The 14,959-nt window shown below is 66.2% G+C and carries 14 protein-coding genes; 8 read left to right on the forward strand and 6 right to left on the reverse strand.

Annotated elements, in window-relative coordinates; all coding sequences use genetic code 11:
• The first annotated feature begins 54 nt into the window (after positions 1 to 54).
• Positions 55 to 594 (forward strand): hypothetical protein, encoded by a 540-nt coding sequence (locus JVX90_RS12440; RefSeq protein ID WP_240193888.1) that lies wholly within the window; start codon positions 55 to 57, stop codon positions 592 to 594.
• Here JVX90_RS12440 and JVX90_RS12445 read toward each other — a convergent pair.
• Positions 582 to 1,565 (reverse strand): TauD/TfdA family dioxygenase, encoded by a 984-nt coding sequence (locus tag JVX90_RS12445; RefSeq protein ID WP_205329074.1) that lies wholly within the window; start codon positions 1,563 to 1,565, stop codon positions 582 to 584. The genes JVX90_RS12440 and JVX90_RS12445 overlap by 13 nt on opposite strands.
• Before the next feature lie 135 nt (positions 1,566 to 1,700).
• Positions 1,701 to 4,052 (reverse strand): arylsulfatase, encoded by a 2,352-nt coding sequence (locus JVX90_RS12450; protein ID WP_205329075.1) that lies wholly within the window; start codon positions 4,050 to 4,052, stop codon positions 1,701 to 1,703.
• A 195-nt stretch (positions 4,053 to 4,247) separates the two neighbouring features.
• Here JVX90_RS12450 and JVX90_RS12455 point away from each other — a divergent pair, with 195 nt between their 5' ends.
• Genes JVX90_RS12455 through JVX90_RS12470 form a run of 4 tightly spaced genes read left to right on the forward strand, consistent with a single transcriptional unit; the run spans position 4,248 to position 9,345 of the window.
• Positions 4,248 to 5,843: an ABC transporter substrate-binding protein gene (locus JVX90_RS12455; RefSeq protein ID WP_205329076.1), complete on the forward strand. Its 1,596-nt coding sequence runs from the start codon at positions 4,248 to 4,250 to the stop codon at positions 5,841 to 5,843.
• Between the two features lies 1 nt (position 5,844).
• Positions 5,845 to 6,804 carry an ABC transporter permease gene (locus tag JVX90_RS12460; protein ID WP_205329077.1) on the forward strand — a complete coding sequence of 320 codons (960 nt, stop codon included), beginning with the start codon at positions 5,845 to 5,847 and terminating at the stop codon, positions 6,802 to 6,804.
• Positions 6,801 to 7,712: an ABC transporter permease gene (locus JVX90_RS12465; protein ID WP_205329078.1), complete on the forward strand. Its 912-nt coding sequence runs from the start codon at positions 6,801 to 6,803 to the stop codon at positions 7,710 to 7,712. The genes JVX90_RS12460 and JVX90_RS12465 overlap by 4 nt, the downstream gene beginning before the upstream one ends.
• Before the next feature lie 4 nt (positions 7,713 to 7,716).
• Positions 7,717 to 9,345: an ABC transporter ATP-binding protein gene (locus JVX90_RS12470; protein WP_205329079.1), complete on the forward strand. Its 1,629-nt coding sequence runs from the start codon at positions 7,717 to 7,719 to the stop codon at positions 9,343 to 9,345.
• On the opposite strand, the gene JVX90_RS12475 is transcribed toward JVX90_RS12470, so the two are convergent.
• Together JVX90_RS12475 and JVX90_RS12480 are read right to left on the reverse strand one after the other, a co-directional pair.
• Positions 9,342 to 9,779 carry an acetyltransferase gene (locus JVX90_RS12475; RefSeq protein WP_205329080.1) on the reverse strand — a complete coding sequence of 146 codons (438 nt, stop codon included), beginning with the start codon at positions 9,777 to 9,779 and terminating at the stop codon, positions 9,342 to 9,344. The two genes, JVX90_RS12470 and JVX90_RS12475, sit on opposite strands and share 4 nt — an antisense overlap.
• On the reverse strand, positions 9,776 to 10,231 hold the full coding sequence (locus JVX90_RS12480; protein ID WP_205329081.1) for a peroxiredoxin: 456 nt from the start codon (positions 10,229 to 10,231) through the stop codon (positions 9,776 to 9,778). Before JVX90_RS12480 ends, JVX90_RS12475 begins: the two co-directional genes overlap by 4 nt.
• A 75-nt stretch (positions 10,232 to 10,306) precedes the next feature.
• Here JVX90_RS12480 and JVX90_RS12485 point away from each other — a divergent pair, with 75 nt between their 5' ends.
• Positions 10,307 to 11,206, forward strand: a complete 900-nt coding sequence (locus tag JVX90_RS12485; RefSeq protein WP_205329082.1) for a DUF559 domain-containing protein — start codon at positions 10,307 to 10,309, stop codon at positions 11,204 to 11,206.
• A gap of 21 nt (positions 11,207 to 11,227) precedes the next feature.
• Here the strand turns inward: JVX90_RS12485 and JVX90_RS12490 are convergent, their stop codons facing one another.
• Together JVX90_RS12490 and JVX90_RS12495 are read right to left on the reverse strand one after the other, a co-directional pair.
• Entirely contained in the window at positions 11,228 to 11,863 is a 636-nt protein-coding gene (locus JVX90_RS12490; RefSeq protein ID WP_205332410.1) for a response regulator transcription factor, read from the reverse strand.
• 35 nt (positions 11,864 to 11,898) lie between these two features.
• Positions 11,899 to 13,056 carry a histidine kinase gene (locus JVX90_RS12495; protein WP_205329083.1) on the reverse strand — a complete coding sequence of 386 codons (1,158 nt, stop codon included), beginning with the start codon at positions 13,054 to 13,056 and terminating at the stop codon, positions 11,899 to 11,901.
• A gap of 133 nt (positions 13,057 to 13,189) precedes the next feature.
• On the opposite strand from JVX90_RS12495, the gene JVX90_RS12500 reads away from it, so the two are divergent.
• Complete coding sequence (locus JVX90_RS12500; RefSeq protein WP_205329084.1) at positions 13,190 to 14,101, forward strand: ATP-binding cassette domain-containing protein; 912 nt, start codon at positions 13,190 to 13,192, stop codon at positions 14,099 to 14,101.
• Entirely contained in the window at positions 14,101 to 14,892 is a 792-nt protein-coding gene (locus JVX90_RS12505; RefSeq protein ID WP_205329085.1) for an ABC transporter permease, read from the forward strand. Before JVX90_RS12500 ends, JVX90_RS12505 begins: the two co-directional genes overlap by 1 nt.
• Positions 14,893 to 14,959 lie beyond the last annotated feature (67 nt).

Below are 14,959 nucleotides of genomic sequence, written 5' to 3' on the forward strand. Positions count from 1 at the left end.
TGCGACGACGATCGGAGGATGTGCCACATGGTGTGCGCAGGGCACGGTGAATCCATGAACCCCGTTTTGATCACCATCGGCGCCTGCGAGGTCGGCTTCTGGGCGTTTGTCGCCGGAGGACTGGCCCTTCGCTATCTGGCTCGACTCACACGTGCGTCGACGATCGTCCTCGCCTGTGTTCCGCTGATCGACCTCGTTCTGCTGGTGGCGGTGACCGTCGACCTCGCTAGGGGCGGCGAAGTCGAGTTCGCACATCGACTCGCACCTATCTACCTCGGCGGCACCCTGATGTTCGGGCACCGGATGATCGCGTGGGCCGATGTGCGTTTTGCGCACCGCTTCGCCGACGGGCCCGCGCCGGTGCCGATCCCGTCGACCGGTCCGGTGCGGGCCCGTCATGAGTGGTCCGACTTCGGGCGATGGCTGGGCGCCGTCGCCATCGCCGCAGTGATCACCGCAGCCCTCGGTTACACCGTTGCCGATTCCACTCAGCGGGAGGCCTTGTTCGGGAGCTTCGGAATGCTCGGCACGATCACCGTCATCTGGCTGCTCACCGGCCCCGTCTGGTACTCGTTCAAAGATCAGGCAGCGTAAACGCCAAGCCGCCGAGGCTCGTCGATGCTCGAGTAGTGCGACGCGTCGCCGGAGATGATTCGGCTCGACTCCCCGTCGACGCTCACCGGAACATCACCGGCGAGTGTGATGCGGTGCAGCCTGCGCTCCTGCTGGCCGAAGTCGGCGATGCCGTAGTGCTGCGTCGCCCGGTTGTCCCAGATGGCGACGTCGCCGAGGCTCCAGTTCCACCGGAAGGTGTTCTCGAGGCGGGTGATTCGATTCTGGAACACCTGGTAGAGCGCTGCGAACTCACCGGGCTTCAGCTCGTGGAACTCTTTGACGAAATGCCCGAGCAGCAGGCTCCGCTCACCGGTCTCCGGGTGGACGCGGACCACAGGGTGCAGGGTCTGGTATTCGGAACTCGTGAACTCCTTGTAGTGCTCGGTCCGGCGCGCGGTCTCCTGGTCGCCGCCACCGTGCTCCGACGTTACGTAGTCGTAGAGGTTGGAGTGCTTCGCCCACAGGGTGTCCGCGAACGCACGCAACGACGCAGGCAGCTGGTCGTAGGCGGCGACCGTGGACGCCCAGGTGGTGGCCCCTCCCCACGCGGGAAGCGTGACAGCTCGCAGGATCGACGCCTTCGGGATCCGGTCGACGAACGACACGTCGGTGTGCCAGCTGTTGGCGGCGCCTTCGATCGTCAGGAGCTGGCTGCCCCGAGAGGTGACGGTGGGGTGCGGCAGTGTCGGCTCTCCGAGGCGTTGTGCGAACGCGTACTGCCCGTCGTCGTCGAGGTGTTCTTGCCCGCTGAACACGACCACCTTGTTGACGGCGAGCGCGAGTCGAATCGCCTCCGCCTGATCGTCACTGATCTCGCCGCCCAGACGCACCCCGCTGATTCGGGCGCCGATGTACTCTCCGAGCTTGTCCACCGTGATCCCGGCGTCGGCATAAATGCCTTCTGCCGCAGCAGCGCGCTCGGTGTGATTCTCAATTGAAGTGATTGTCATGGCTGAATTCCTTTCACCGTTGAAGGCGAGGACAAATGTGGGGGAATTGATGATCGACGCGAATGCGTGACACTCATGAAATCGGACTCGGGCCGTGAACACCACACATCGAATCATCGTGATTGCAAGTGGGTGTCAATCGGCGACATCGGCCGCCTGTTGATCGATGCTGCGCCGAATCGGTTCCGGTACGCGGACCTGCCCCGGCCGGTAGGTGACGGCGACGAGCGACTCCGGAGCTCGGAACACACCGCGTCGTGCGCGCAGGTCGGTGTCGACAGCGCCTCGCGCGTCGAGTCCCACGGAGATGCCGGTCCACGGCGCCATCCCCACCAGCTGCACCACTCGTTCGAGTTCAGCGACCCGCGATTCGACGCCGGCGGCGGTCACGTCCACCGTGAAATCCCACCGGACGTCGTCGGATGCCCGAGCCCGCAGTGTCACGGCCTCCGGCCGCTCCGGCAGAGGTCCGGACACCCGGTGGAGCCGTCCGTAGGCGTTGTAGACGAAGCTCAGCACTCCGTTCTCGACGACGAGCAGGTAGCCGCCCTGGACGTCTCCGTGTGCAACGAGGACGCCCTCGTCCGACGGCGTCCAATCGCGGAGTTCCACGGTGACCTCGAAGTCGCGGTAGGCGACCAGTCTGCTGGACCGGTACCGCTCGAGCGTCGGTGTGCCGCGGAGGAGCCGGACGTCCGATGCGAACCGCTCGGCTTCGGCCGGGCGGCGTCTCACCTGGTCACTGACCGTGTCGAACAGGGGGAACACCGTGTTGCGCCACGCGGCCTCGTCCCATGCGGCGGCCAGCTCGGCGACGACGTCCGGGTGATCGGCGGCGACGTCGACGGTCTCGGCGGGGTCGGAGCGCACGTCGTACAGCTCCCATCGAGGACGGTCGACGTCGGCCGGATCACCGGCGTGCAGTGACAACAGCTTCCATCCATCGCGGTAGAAGCCCCGGTGGCCGCCGAACTCCGCGTACTGCTCAGTCCTCGGCGACGCCGTGTCGGGTTCACGCAGGAACTCGGCGATGCTCACGCCGTCCCGCTCGATCACGTCGACTCCGTGTCTAGTCCGTGGTGTGCCGACTCCGGCGAGGTCGAGCAGGGTCGGCGCGAGGTCGGTGACGTAGGCGAACTGCCGCCGTACCCCGTTGTCGTCGGCCGCTCTCGCGAGACCGCCCGGCCAGGACAGGACGAACGGAACCCGGACGCCGCCGGCGAACGTCTGCCCCTTGTAGAACCGGAACGGGGTGTTGGAGGCCTGGCCCCAGCCCCGCGGATAGTGGACTCCGAGTTCAGGTGAACCGATGAGAGACTCGTCGTGGGGCACGTCGCGCTCCCAGTCCGGTGGCACCGGCCCATGGACGAACTGGCTGAAGTACGAACGAGTGCCCTCCGCTCCGCCCTCGGCCGTGCCGCCGTTGTCGGAGGTGAAGACGATGATCGTGTCGTCGAGTTCGCCGAGGTCGTCGAGAAGGTCGACGATCCGCCCGACGCTCTGATCAACACTGTCGACCAGAGCCGCGTACACCTCCTGGTAGCGCTGGTAGCGGTTCTTCTCCTCGTCCGACAGGTCGTCCCACGGCGGCGCGTCGTATCCGGGTTCGGTGTTTCGCTCCCGGATCGGGGTGCCGGGTTCGAAGAGCCCGTCGCCAACCTGTTTCGCGAAGCGTCTGCGCCTCACCTCGTCCCACCCCTGGGCGTATCGGCCACGATGTCGGTCGAGGTCGGCGGCCTTCACCTGGTGGGGACCGTGCATCGCGATGTGTGCGAAGTACAGGAAGAACGGCTTGTCCGCGTCGTGGGCCCGCAACGCTTTGACCTGCCCGATCGCTCGGTCAGTGAGGTCGTCGGTGACGTAGTAGCCCTCCGGGTACTCGTCGACGTCCACCACCGAGTTGTCGGCGATCAGCTGATTCGGATGGAAGAACGAGTTGAGTCCTTCGAGCGAACCGTAGTAGCTGTCGAAACCACGCTGCAGGGGCCACGACTTCCTGGATCGTCCCGGACTCATGTCGGCGTCCCTGACGAGGTGCCATTTGCCGACGGCGAACGTCGCGTACCCCGACTCGCGGAGGATCTCCGGCAGCGTCAAGACGTCGTCGGCCAGCTCCAGGCGCAGCCCCGGGAACCCTGGGTCGGAGTTGGCGACGCTGCCGTACCCCGCGCGGTGCGGATTGACGCCGGTCAGCAACGCCGCTCGGGCGGGCGAGCAGACCGGAGTCGTGTGGTAGTTGCTCAGCCGATACCCGGTGTCCGCGATCCGGTCGATGTTGGGTGTCGGGATCTCGGCGCCGAAGGGACCGATGTCGGAGTAGCCGAGATCGTCGATGAGCACCACGACGATGTTGGGCCGCCGACCGCCTTCCGTTTCGGCCGGCCACCACGGCGTCGACGCAGATGTGGTTCGTCCCACCGTCCCCCCGAAGTCGTCGTATCCGCGGGCGTAGTCGGGAATTCCACTCGTCACTTCGTGGCCTTTCATGCAGTGTCCGAACGTGTCGTCGGCGCCGCAGGCACCGATTCGAGCACCATTCCCGATATTCCAGCGCACCGTCAAAACTTTGAATCGGCGTGATTGGAAGTGCTCCTTTCGGCGATGCTCTGCTGAATCATTCATTGCCAACCGCATCCTCCGACAGCGGTGCGAGAAGAATTCAACGAGAAAGCAGACCCCGACATGTTCCGACATCAGTTCGCCCGCACTCTGTGGGCACTGCTCCTAGCCCTGATCGCTGTGGTCGGGCTCAGCAGTTGCCGCAGTGCGGTCGACGCACAGCAGGGACCGGTCACCGGCTCCGGTCCCGTGGTGCGCGGCGGTGAACTCCGTGTCGGCGTGCTCGGCGACCTATCCCCCGCCAAGTTCTTGCAGATCGGCACCGGCGGTCTCAACGGGCACATCGTTGCCAACGTGTACGACACCCTCATCACCCTCGACCACGCCTCACTGACCCCTCGCCCCTCGCTCGCGACCGGGTGGACCCTGGCGCCCGACGGTCTGTCCCTCGCGTTGAACCTCCGCCGAGATGTCACGTTCCACGACGGCCGCGAGTTCACCTCGTCCGACGTGCAGCAGTCGCTCCTCGCCTATCTCGCCGGTCCGTGGAAGCCGCAGTTCAAGCGGACTGCGGCCGCGATCACACGCTACGACGTCACCGATCCCCACCGAGTGGTTCTGTCGTTCGCACATCCGGTCGGCAACATCTTCGATCTCCTCGATTCAGCGCCGATCATCGATGCCAAGACGCTCGACGGGTTGAAGGCCGGCCGAACGTTCAACGGGACCGGGCCCTTCGAGTTCGCGTCCTGGACACCTAACGCCCGCGTCACGCTTGTCCGGAACAACAACTACTGGGGCGGCTCGCCCGCCCTCGACAAGGTCACCTTCGTGGAGGGCAACGACCCGAAGTCGCTGTACACGCGGCTGCGGACCGGGCAACTCGACGTCGTCGACCCGATCGGCCTGACGTCACACGATCAGAAACTCGCCACCAGCAGGTACGGGTTCCGCGACATCGAGTTCACGGGCGCGGAGAGCGAAGTGTACGTCGGCGTCAACGTTGCGAACTCCGCGCTGGCCGACCGCCGCGTCCGCCAGGCGATCGCGTTCGCGGTCGACCGGGAACGGATCATGACCGACGTCTACCAGGGCGCCGGTTATCCGGTGAACCTGCCGTGGCCCAAGACGTCGCCCGCCTACGACGCGTCCGCGAACCACACGTTCACCCGCGACGTGTCGAAGGCGAAGGCCATTCTCGCCGGTCTGCCGCCCGTGCCACCCATCGACTTGGACTATTCGTCGCAGGGCGGCACCTCGCGCATCGTCGCGGAGATAGTGCAGAGCAACCTCAAGGACGTCGGAATCACCGTCGATCTGGTGCCCAACGACCCGACAGTGCACTCGTCGAAGCTGATCGGCGGAGAGTTCTCCGGGCTGTGGATCCTCGAGCACGCGTTTGCGCAGTTCACACCGTCGACCCTCGCCGTGTCGGCGTACCCGTTCAACGCGGCGAAGAACGCCTCGAACTTCGTCGACGCCGACTACGCGGCGGCGGCGGATGCCGCGTGGAAGACAGCCGATCCGTCGTCGCCCGAGGCGATCGCGGCGTACCGCCGACTCGACGCGGTGTGGCTGAAGGAACTGTTCCTCGTTGAGATCGGCGTAGTCGTCCAGCACGCGACCGCATCGCCGAATGTCCGGGACGTGGGCTGGGATCGTCGAGTCCAATTCCATTTCGCCGGCACGAGCCTCACCAACCCCGATCGGAGGTCATGACATGACCGGCTACCTGTTCCGGCGGATCCCGACAGCAGTGATCGTCCTGTTCGCTGCGTCGCTGCTCATCTTCGCCGTCCTTCGACTCATCCCCGGCGGTCCGGAAGCGGCACTCGCGGGCTCGGACGCGACCCCGGAAGACCTCGCGGCGATCCGTCACGACCTCGGCCTCGATCGAGGGTTCTTCGTGCAGTACGCCGCGTGGATCGGCTCCGTCCTCACCCTCGACTTCGGAACGAGTTACCAGGTGGGCGGCAGTATCGGCGACCTGGTCTCGTTCGGCCTGACCAACACGCTGGTGCTGACGTCTGCGGCAGCGGTCTTCGCGGTGGCCCTCGGACTCGCACTCAGCCTGGCGGCGACGATACGACCGTCCACCTGGCTGAACACGCTGCTGACCGGTGTCAATGCGGTCGCCATCGCACTCCCGACATTTGTCGTCGGAATCGTGTTGATCTTCCTGTTCGGCGTCCGTTGGCGGCTGCTTCCGGCGGGCGGCACGCCGCCGAACGGTCTCACCGATGATCTGTGGATAACCGCGCAGTACCTGGCGCTGCCCGCGTTCACCCTCGGGCTGCCCGCCGGAGCGATGCTCGCCAGATTCCTCACCGAGGCGTTGCAGTCCGAGCTCACACAACCGTATGCGGTCACCGCGATCGCGACCGGCGCATCCCGCCGCGACGTTGTCCTCAAACACGCGCTGCGCAATGCACTTCCGTCGACGATCACCGCATTCGGCCTCATCGTCGGTGCGCTGCTCGGCGGCGCGGTACTCGTCGAATCCATCTTCGGCTGGCCCGGGCTCGGACTGCTGACCGAGGAGGGCATCTCGGCCCGCGACTATCCGCTCGTCCAAGTCCTGGTGCTGCTGTCGGTGACAGTTTTTGTCCTTATCCAGCTCGCCGCCGACATCGTCCACGCATGGCTCGACCCCCGAATCCGATTGGCAGGTGCCGCATGACCACCACTGTCCCGGTCGTCGACGGCTCTGCCGTCGACCTCGACCCCGGCCTCATCCCGGAGACTCCCACCGACCGAGACGCCCGCCCGGCGCGGGTGCCTTTGTGGCGCAGCCTCGTCCACGGGTCCGGGCTCCTCGGCACAGTCCTCGTGCTCGCGGTGATTCTCGCGGGCCTTTTCGGACCGCTGTTCGTCTCCTACGCTCCTGACCAGCAGATCGACGGCGCCTATCTCCTGTCACCGAGCGCCGAGCACTGGTTCGGAACCGACGACGTCAACCGCGACGTCGCCTCACGCATTCTGTCCGGGATCCGCGTCGATCTTCTGATCATCGCGATCGCCGTCCCGATCGGCGCCGCCGTCGGCACTCTGATCGGCCTGCTCGGCGTGTCGTTCCGGCGAGCCGACGGTGTGGTCCAGCGTGTCTTCGACGTCATCCTCGCTTTCCCCGCACTGATCCTCGGGATCGCGCTCGTCGCGATCCTCGAGCCCGGTGCGGTGACCGTCGGCGTCGTCATCGCCATCGCCGAGATCCCTGTCTTCGGTCGACTGGTCCGCACGTCCGTCCTGCGGATCAGGGAGCAGCCGTACGTCGAAGCGGCTCGGGTAAGCGGTGCAGGCACAGGCCGGATCCTGTTCCGTCACGTGCTGCCGAACTCCGTCGAGGCACTCGGTGTGCAGTTCGCGCTGTCACTGTCGCTGGGCGTGTTCATCGGCGGCGCACTCAGCTACCTCGGCATCGGCGTCGTCCCGCCGACACCGTCGCTAGGCGGCCTGCTCGCCGCGGGCAACGGCTACCTGGAGACCAATCCCTGGATCTCGATCGGACCGCTGATCGTCGTCTCCGCCCTGGTCCTGGGCCTCTACTTGATCGCGCAGTCGATCTCTTCCGATCGAAGGAGTCTGTAAGACCATGTCACGCGTACTCGACGTCACCGACCTCCACGTGAGGTTCGACTATCCCCGTCCCGCAGTCGCGGGCATCAGCCTCCACGTCGACGCGGGCGAGATCGTCGCCCTCGTCGGGGAGTCCGGCTCCGGCAAGACGATGACGGCACGAGCCGCCATCGGACTGCTGCCCGAGAACGCCGTCTCCACCGGTTCGGTGAAGGTCGACGGAGTCGAAGTCCTCGACCTGGACGAACGTGGGTGGACTGCTGTGCGCGGAAGCCGCGTCGCCATGGTGTTCCAAGAACCGCAGACCGCGCTCAATCCCGTCCAGACCGTCGGCTGGCAGCTCCGACAGGCGTTGACCCGGCACGCGGCGCTCTCCCGTTCCGAAGCCAAGCGGCGCGCGGTCGAACTGCTGGAGGTCGTGGAGATTCCGGACCCGCAGACACGAGTCGGCTACTACCCGCACCAGCTCTCCGGCGGCCAGAAGCAACGAGTGGTCATCGCCCTCGCGTTGGCAGGCGATCCGGCTCTGCTCCTCGCCGACGAACCGACCACCGCCCTCGACGTGTCCGTGCAGCGAGACATCCTCGACCTTCTCGTCAGATTGAGAGACCGCACGGGTGCGGGCATCCTGCTGATCACGCACAATCTCGGGGTGGTCGCCGAGATCGCCGATCGCGTGGTCGTGGTCCAGCTCGGCGAGACGATCGAGACCGCCGACGTCCGCTCCCTGTTCGCGGCGCCCCGCGAGCCCTACACCCGGCAACTGCTGGCAGCGGTGCCCCGCCTGCACGTCGGCCCGGCCGACGAAGTCGACCCGCAGCCGGCAGAGATCGACGCCCCGGTGCTTGAGATCAACGCCGTCACCGTCCGTCATCCGGGACGCTTCGGGGCGGCGCCGCACACTGCATTGTCCGAGGTGACGCTCGACGTGGCACCCGGTGAGGTGCTCGGCGTGGTCGGCGAATCCGGTTCGGGCAAAACGACACTCGGTCGCGCGATCGGCGGGCTGCTGCCCATCGCCGAAGGCCGGATCTTCATCGACGGCGAGGACGTCTCGACACTCTCCGGCGCGGCGCTGCGTGCGGTGCGTCGTCGGATCGCGTTTGTCCCGCAGGACCCGACAGCGTCCTTGAACCCGCGGTTCACGGTGGCCGAGTCGATCCGCGAACCGCTGGACATCGGGCGGATCGGCGACCGTCCGTCACGTGCTCGGCGCGTCGCCGAATTGTTGGACGCGGTTCAACTGCCGACGTCATTCGCCAGTCGACTGCCTCATGAGCTGTCCGGAGGCCAGCGGCAACGTGTGGCGTTGGCCCGTGCGCTGTCGGCGAATCCCGAGCTGTTGATCGCCGATGAACCGACAAGCGCCCTCGACGTGTCCGTGCAGGCTCGGGTGTTGGAGTTGTTCGCCGATCTTCAGTCGGAGTTCGGTTTCGCCGCGCTGTTCATCAGTCACGACCTCGCTGTGGTCCGGCAGGTGGCCGACCGAGTGGCCGTTCTCAAGGCCGGACGGCTCGTGGAGACGGGGTGGGCCGACGAACTGTTCAACGCTCCGGTCACCGACTACACCCGGGCGCTGGTCGCCGCGGTGCCCGTTCCCGACCCCGACCGTGCGCGAGCCGGACGTCCGGTTGTTCCGGCCTAGGGAGCGAATTCGAGCGTGAGCAGCGGGTACGGGCGCCCGTCGCCGTCGAGCTCTGACCGACCTGTCTGGGTGAAGCCGCGGGCGAGGTAGAACCCGACGGCCTGTGGGTTCTGTTCGTTGACGTCGAGTTCAGTGGCGCCGAGCCTGACGACCGCGTCGTTGAGCAGCAGCGTCCCTACTCCCGTCCCGCGGACGTCGTCGTGCACGAACAGCATTTCGAGCCGTCCTTCTGCGACACCCGAGAAACCGACGATCCGATCCGCGTCGTCGGCGACGGTCAGCGTCACGTTCGGGAGATAATCTCCGGGCAGGGCGCGTTCGATCTCGGCGAAATGCTCCGCGGCGAGGAAGTCGTGCGTCGCGGCGACGGCGCTGCGCCAGACGTCGACGATCGCCGGGTACTCCTCCGGCCCCGCTGGTTCGCGGAGGATCATCCGAGTGCTTTGAGTGCACGGTCGGCGTGAACGCTCATGTTGACCTCCGACGCGATGACGTCGGCGATCACTCCGTCTCGCCCGATGGCGAACGTGGTGCGCTTGGTCGGCATGCCGACCGCGCCGAACAGTCCACTGCGGCGGACTCCGTATGCGTCGGCGACCGCCCCGTCGACGTCGGCGAGCAGCGGGTAATCGAGCCCGTGCTTGGCCGTCCAGTCGCTCTGCTTCGCGACGTCGTCGCGGCTGATCCCGATGCGCTGCACTCCGGCGGCCGCGAACTCGGCGGCGAGATCGCGGAAATGGCAGGCCTCTTTGGTGCAGCCCGGCGTGAACGCGGCAGGGTAGAAGAAGAGCGCTACCGGCCCCTCTGCCAGGAGGTCCGACAGTCGTCGTTCGTCGCCGTTCTGGTCGGGCAATGCGAAGTCGGGTGCGGTGTCGCCGGGTTTCATAGGTCCAGCCTAGCGAGTTCAGGGGAATCGGCGTGCCGCGGGAACCGCACATCCAGCCGCTGCGTCTGACCTTGTATGAGGGATTCAGGTGTCTACCCCGCGGCTGAGCTCATAGCACTCGGATTCGATCGCGAGACGATTCGTCGCGCTGTTCTGTCCGGCGACCTGGCACAACTGCGGTGGGGATGGTTCGCGGCAGCGAATCACGATGCCCGTACGGCATCTGCGGTTCGGGACGGCGGCGTGTTGACCTGTGTCGACGCGCTCAGGTTCCACGAGCTGTGGACTCCTCCCGGCCACAACGGGCTGCATCTGCGCCGCAGTCGTAACTTGAGCGGGAAGAATCCAGCGTGCCGTCCGCCGACCGGATGTGTTCGGTCCGCTCGCGAACCCGTCGACCCGCTGCCGGTCGCCCTTCTCTATGCCGTGGGATGCCTCCCGCTGGACGAGTGGGTCGCAGTCTGCGACTCCTACCTGAACTCGACCGGAACCGACGTCTCCGATCTTCTCGCTGCGATGGGCAGGCCCGGGCCGGAGGTGCTCCGCCGCCTACGTTGGGTGGACCGCCGCTCGCAGTCCGGGACCGAGAGCATCGTGCGAGTCCGCCTGCGGTCTGCGGGTTTCGACGTTGTGGTCCAACCGCCGGTCGAGGGCGTGGGTCACGCCGACCTCCGCGTCGGTCGCCTGCTGGTCGAATGCGACAGTGTCCTGCACCACGCGAGCCGCGCAGACTACGAACGCGATCATCACCGCGATCGCCGAGCAGTCGTCGACGGGTGGCTGGTCCTTCGACTCACCTACGACGACATCCTCTACGACTGGGACGGTGTGCTCGCCGACATCCTGTCGATCACCAGGCCGGACAGGCACCGCGCTCGCACACCGCAGGCGATCGAGATGATTCAAAAGTCAGTACTGCAATCACAACTCGAGGGCAATATTCCCTCCGTGTTCGATCTCAGTACTGAGTTTTGACGAACCCTCGCGTTCAGCTGATCAGGCCAGGCCTGCGTCGTGCAGCAAAATCGCCACCTGAACGCGGTTGGCCGCACCGAGCTTGGCGAAGATGTGAGAAATGTGCGCTTTCACGGTCGGGACGCTCATGTACAGCTCGGCGCCGATCTCGGCGTTGGACGCGCCCTTCGCGAGGCAGATCGCGACGTCGCGCTCGCGTTCAGTGAGATTCCCGATCGCCTTCTCGGCGCGGCCCGCTCTGTCGTCGCCGCGACCGTCGACGACCTGTTTGATGAGGGCAGCGGTCACCGACGGACTCAGTGCGGGCTGCCCCGACAAGACGTTGTTGATCGCAGTGACTATGTCCCGGGGCGGTGTGTCCTTCAACAGGAACCCGTCGGCGCCGACAGCCAGCGCCCTCACGACGTAATCGTCTGCGTCGAAAGTTGTCAGGACGATCACGGCCGGCGGGTCGAGCAGTTTCTTGAACTCCGACGTCGCTGCTATCCCGTCCAGGACGGGCATCCGCAAGTCCATGAGGACCAGATCGACGGGGTGGGCCGTGTGGAGCTCCAGCGCTTCACGTCCGTCACCCGCTTCGGCGACGATCTCGAAGTCCGATCCACCGAGCATCAACCGCAGACCCGACCGGACGAGCGGATCGTCGTCGACGAGCATGATCCGGCTGGCGGCCTCTGCGGCATCGGCGTCTCTCACCCCTGCCACGGTAGCCACACCCTCAGTTCGAATGCTCGCTCGACCGTCCGTGTCGACTGCGTTCCACCGTGCAGTGCGACTCGCTCGGCCAGGCCGACCAACCCGAATCCCGACTCCGGCACGGCGACAGCGGCCAGCGACAGCGGGTTCACCACCCGCAAGTCGATGCCGTCGCCGACACCTCCCGAGATCGCGATGCGCACACGGCTGGCCGGTGCATGTTTACGGGCGTTGGTCAGCGCCTCCTGCACGCATCGGTAGAGCGTTCGCCCGAGAGCCGACGGCACACCGGCCAGGTCGGCGTCGCAGTCGACGTCGATCCGCATTCCGGAGCGCCGGTTCTCCTCGATCAGTTCTTGCAGGTCGGGAACGGTGGCCTGTGGCGGTTCCGGATCGGCGTCGCCCGGGCCGTCGCGCAGGACGCCGAGCACTTCGCGCAGCTCAGTGAGCGCAAGGTGCGACATCTCCTGAATGGTCTGCGCCGTCTCTCGGACCTGCTCGGCTGACAGGTCGTCGCGGAACGCGAGGGCTCCGGCGTGCATGCTCACCGTGGAGATCCGGTGCGCGAGGACGTCGTGCATCTCGCGCGCGATCCTGGCCCGCTCCCCAACCTGGGCCTCACGCACTCTCGAGTGCTGCTCAGCCTCGGCCAGCGTTGCACGCAGCCGCAGGCTGGCGAGGAGTTCTCGGCGCGAACCGACGTACATTCCCCACGCGATCACCAACCCGATCGCCACACTGATGAATCCGATGTCGACCAGAGTGGTCGGCGGCTCGTCGGGGGTCTTCAGCAGGTACTCCGAAGCGGCAGCACTCGCGACGGTCAAAAGGAGCTGCGGGACGATCTCCCGCCACCTGCGTCGGGTGGCGAGCGACACGAGCGCGAGCGCGGCCGGCCCGGAGGCCGTCGACGACACGATCCCCGCCAGGTTCGTGAACGTGGCGACCGCGACCGGATGCGAGCGGCGCGCACCGAAGGTCGCGGCGAACGCCACCGCACCGATCAGGATGTCGGCGGCGAAAGCCCACCGGCGGTTCTCCCAGAGGTACTCCATGCGCGGCGCCCATGTCACTCCCGAGATGATCAGGACCAGGAGCACACGCCACGTATGACTCCACCAGTTCAACGTCGGTTGATAGTCCTCTGGGCGCACGACTGCCAGGCTATCCCCGCCCGTCGACCTCGCGCGCCGTGCGGCGGTCGAGAAGCGCCTCATACTTTCGGATGAGACGACTCGATCCTGTAGGCGGATGTGGCGACGCATCCGGCCGACAAGTATTGAAGCCATGATCGAAGTGAAGAACCTCTCGAAGCGCTACGGTGATTTCGTCGCCGTCGACGATGTGTCGTTCACCTGCAAGCCGGGCCGTGTGACTGGCTTCCTCGGACCGAATGGCGCAGGCAAGTCGACGACGATGCGCATCATCACCGGCCTCACGCCCGCGGGCGCCGGAACGGCCACCATCAACGGTGTCGCCTACCACGACATCCCGAACCCGTCGACGCACGTCGGCGTCCTGCTTGACGCATCGGCTCAGCACGCGGGGCGCACCGGAGCGGAGATCCTCCGACTGTCGGCCATGACCATCGGCGCCCCGATGTCACGTGTCGACGAAGCACTCGCCATGGTGAGCCTCACCCAGGAGGAGGCGAGCCGGCGCGTCCGCAACTACTCGCTCGGCATGCGTCAGCGCCTCGGCATCGCGAATGCGCTGATCGGCGATCCGCAGGTCCTCATCCTCGATGAGCCAGCCAACGGCCTCGACCCGGCAGGCATCCACTGGATGCGCACCCTGCTCCGCGAGTACGCGGACCGTGGTGGCGCCGTGCTGCTGTCGTCGCATCTGCTGCACGAGATCGAGATCATCGCCGACGACCTGGTCGTCATCGGCCACGGCCGAATCGTCGCGCAGGGCACCAAGGAGGAACTCCTCGCGGGTACCGGCGCCGTGGTCCGCGGCGCGGACCGCAATCACCTCGGCACCGCTCTTCAGGCGTCGGGAGTCGCGTTCCATGACCGCCAGGACGGCGGATTCGCCGTCGAGCAGACGCCCGAGGTGGTCGGCAAGATCGCCCTCGACGCCGGCGTCCATCTTGTTGAACTGCGCGGCGGCGACGGTGCGCGCCTGGAGGAGATGTTCCTCCAGCTCACCCAGCAGACCCAGCGCGAACAGCCCAGCACACAGGGAGTCCAGTGATGTCCGTTGCCGCAGCCCCCGCCCCCGTCACCGGCGGCTCGGGGATCCCCCTGTCCCGACTCGTCAAGGTTGAGCTCCGCAAGCTCGTCGACACCCGCGCCAGCTTCTGGCTGTCGATCTCGATCGCGGTGATCGCGGCGATCATCGCCGTGGTCGTGCTCATCGTCGGAAGCAGTCACCCCGAAGACGTGACGTTCGACAATCTCTTCAACCTCATGACGGCGCCGATGGCGTTTCTGCTGCCCGTCATGGCGATCCTCCTGGTGACCAGTGAGTGGAGTCAGCGAAATGCGCTGACGACGTTCACGATGGAACCTCGGCGCGAACGGATCGTCGCAGCCAAGTTCGTCGCTGTGATGATCGCGGCCGTCGCCGCTGTCGTCGTCGCACTTGTGCTCGGCGCCGTCGCCAACCTCATCGGGGGCCTCATCTACTCCGATCCCGCCGGTTCGTGGGAGATCACCGGAGTCTCGTTGTTCGCAGGCATCCTCGGCATGCTGATCGGCGTTCTGATGGGCTTCGCCTTCGCCGCGCTGTTCCTGAACACGCCTGCAGCGATCGTCGTCTACTTCATCGTTCCGACTGTCCTGCAGATCATCGGCGGAGTCATCCCGTGGGTTCGGGAGAACCTCCTCGACTGGATCGACGTGAACCAGGCTCAGATGCCCCTGCTCGAGGGCAACTGGCCGACCGGTTCGGAGTGGATGCACATCGTCGTCGCGTTCATCATCTGGATCGCTCTACCCCTGGCTTTCGGTGTGAACCGAATCATGCGTTCAGAGATCAAATGACTGTGGGGGTCATCTGATCTGAAAGACGAACGCGCAGACGAGCGGCGCACCCTGATCTCCCGGGGTG

It is taken from the genome of Gordonia sp. PDNC005, from assembly GCF_016919385.1.
Lineage (GTDB): Bacteria > Actinomycetota > Actinomycetes > Mycobacteriales > Mycobacteriaceae > Gordonia.

Excerpts from the sequence above, each read along its gene's own strand:
- JVX90_RS12440 (WP_240193888.1), top strand. The coding sequence starts at position 55 with ATGAACCCCGTTTTGATCACCATCGGCGCCTGCGAGGTCGGCTTCTGG.
- JVX90_RS12445 (WP_205329074.1), bottom strand. The coding sequence starts at position 1,565 with ATGACAATCACTTCAATTGAGAATCACACCGAGCGCGCTGCTGCGGCA.
- JVX90_RS12450 (WP_205329075.1), bottom strand. The coding sequence starts at position 4,052 with ATGAAAGGCCACGAAGTGACGAGTGGAATTCCCGACTACGCCCGCGGA.
- JVX90_RS12455 (WP_205329076.1), top strand. The coding sequence starts at position 4,248 with ATGTTCCGACATCAGTTCGCCCGCACTCTGTGGGCACTGCTCCTAGCC.
- JVX90_RS12460 (WP_205329077.1), top strand. The coding sequence starts at position 5,845 with ATGACCGGCTACCTGTTCCGGCGGATCCCGACAGCAGTGATCGTCCTG.
- JVX90_RS12465 (WP_205329078.1), top strand. The coding sequence starts at position 6,801 with ATGACCACCACTGTCCCGGTCGTCGACGGCTCTGCCGTCGACCTCGAC.
- JVX90_RS12470 (WP_205329079.1), top strand. The coding sequence starts at position 7,717 with ATGTCACGCGTACTCGACGTCACCGACCTCCACGTGAGGTTCGACTAT.
- JVX90_RS12475 (WP_205329080.1), bottom strand. The coding sequence starts at position 9,779 with ATGATCCTCCGCGAACCAGCGGGGCCGGAGGAGTACCCGGCGATCGTC.
- JVX90_RS12480 (WP_205329081.1), bottom strand. The coding sequence starts at position 10,231 with ATGAAACCCGGCGACACCGCACCCGACTTCGCATTGCCCGACCAGAAC.
- JVX90_RS12485 (WP_205329082.1), top strand. The coding sequence starts at position 10,307 with ATGAGGGATTCAGGTGTCTACCCCGCGGCTGAGCTCATAGCACTCGGA.
- JVX90_RS12490 (WP_205332410.1), bottom strand. The coding sequence starts at position 11,863 with ATGCTCGTCGACGACGATCCGCTCGTCCGGTCGGGTCTGCGGTTGATG.
- JVX90_RS12500 (WP_205329084.1), top strand. The coding sequence starts at position 13,190 with ATGATCGAAGTGAAGAACCTCTCGAAGCGCTACGGTGATTTCGTCGCC.
- JVX90_RS12505 (WP_205329085.1), top strand. The coding sequence starts at position 14,101 with ATGTCCGTTGCCGCAGCCCCCGCCCCCGTCACCGGCGGCTCGGGGATC.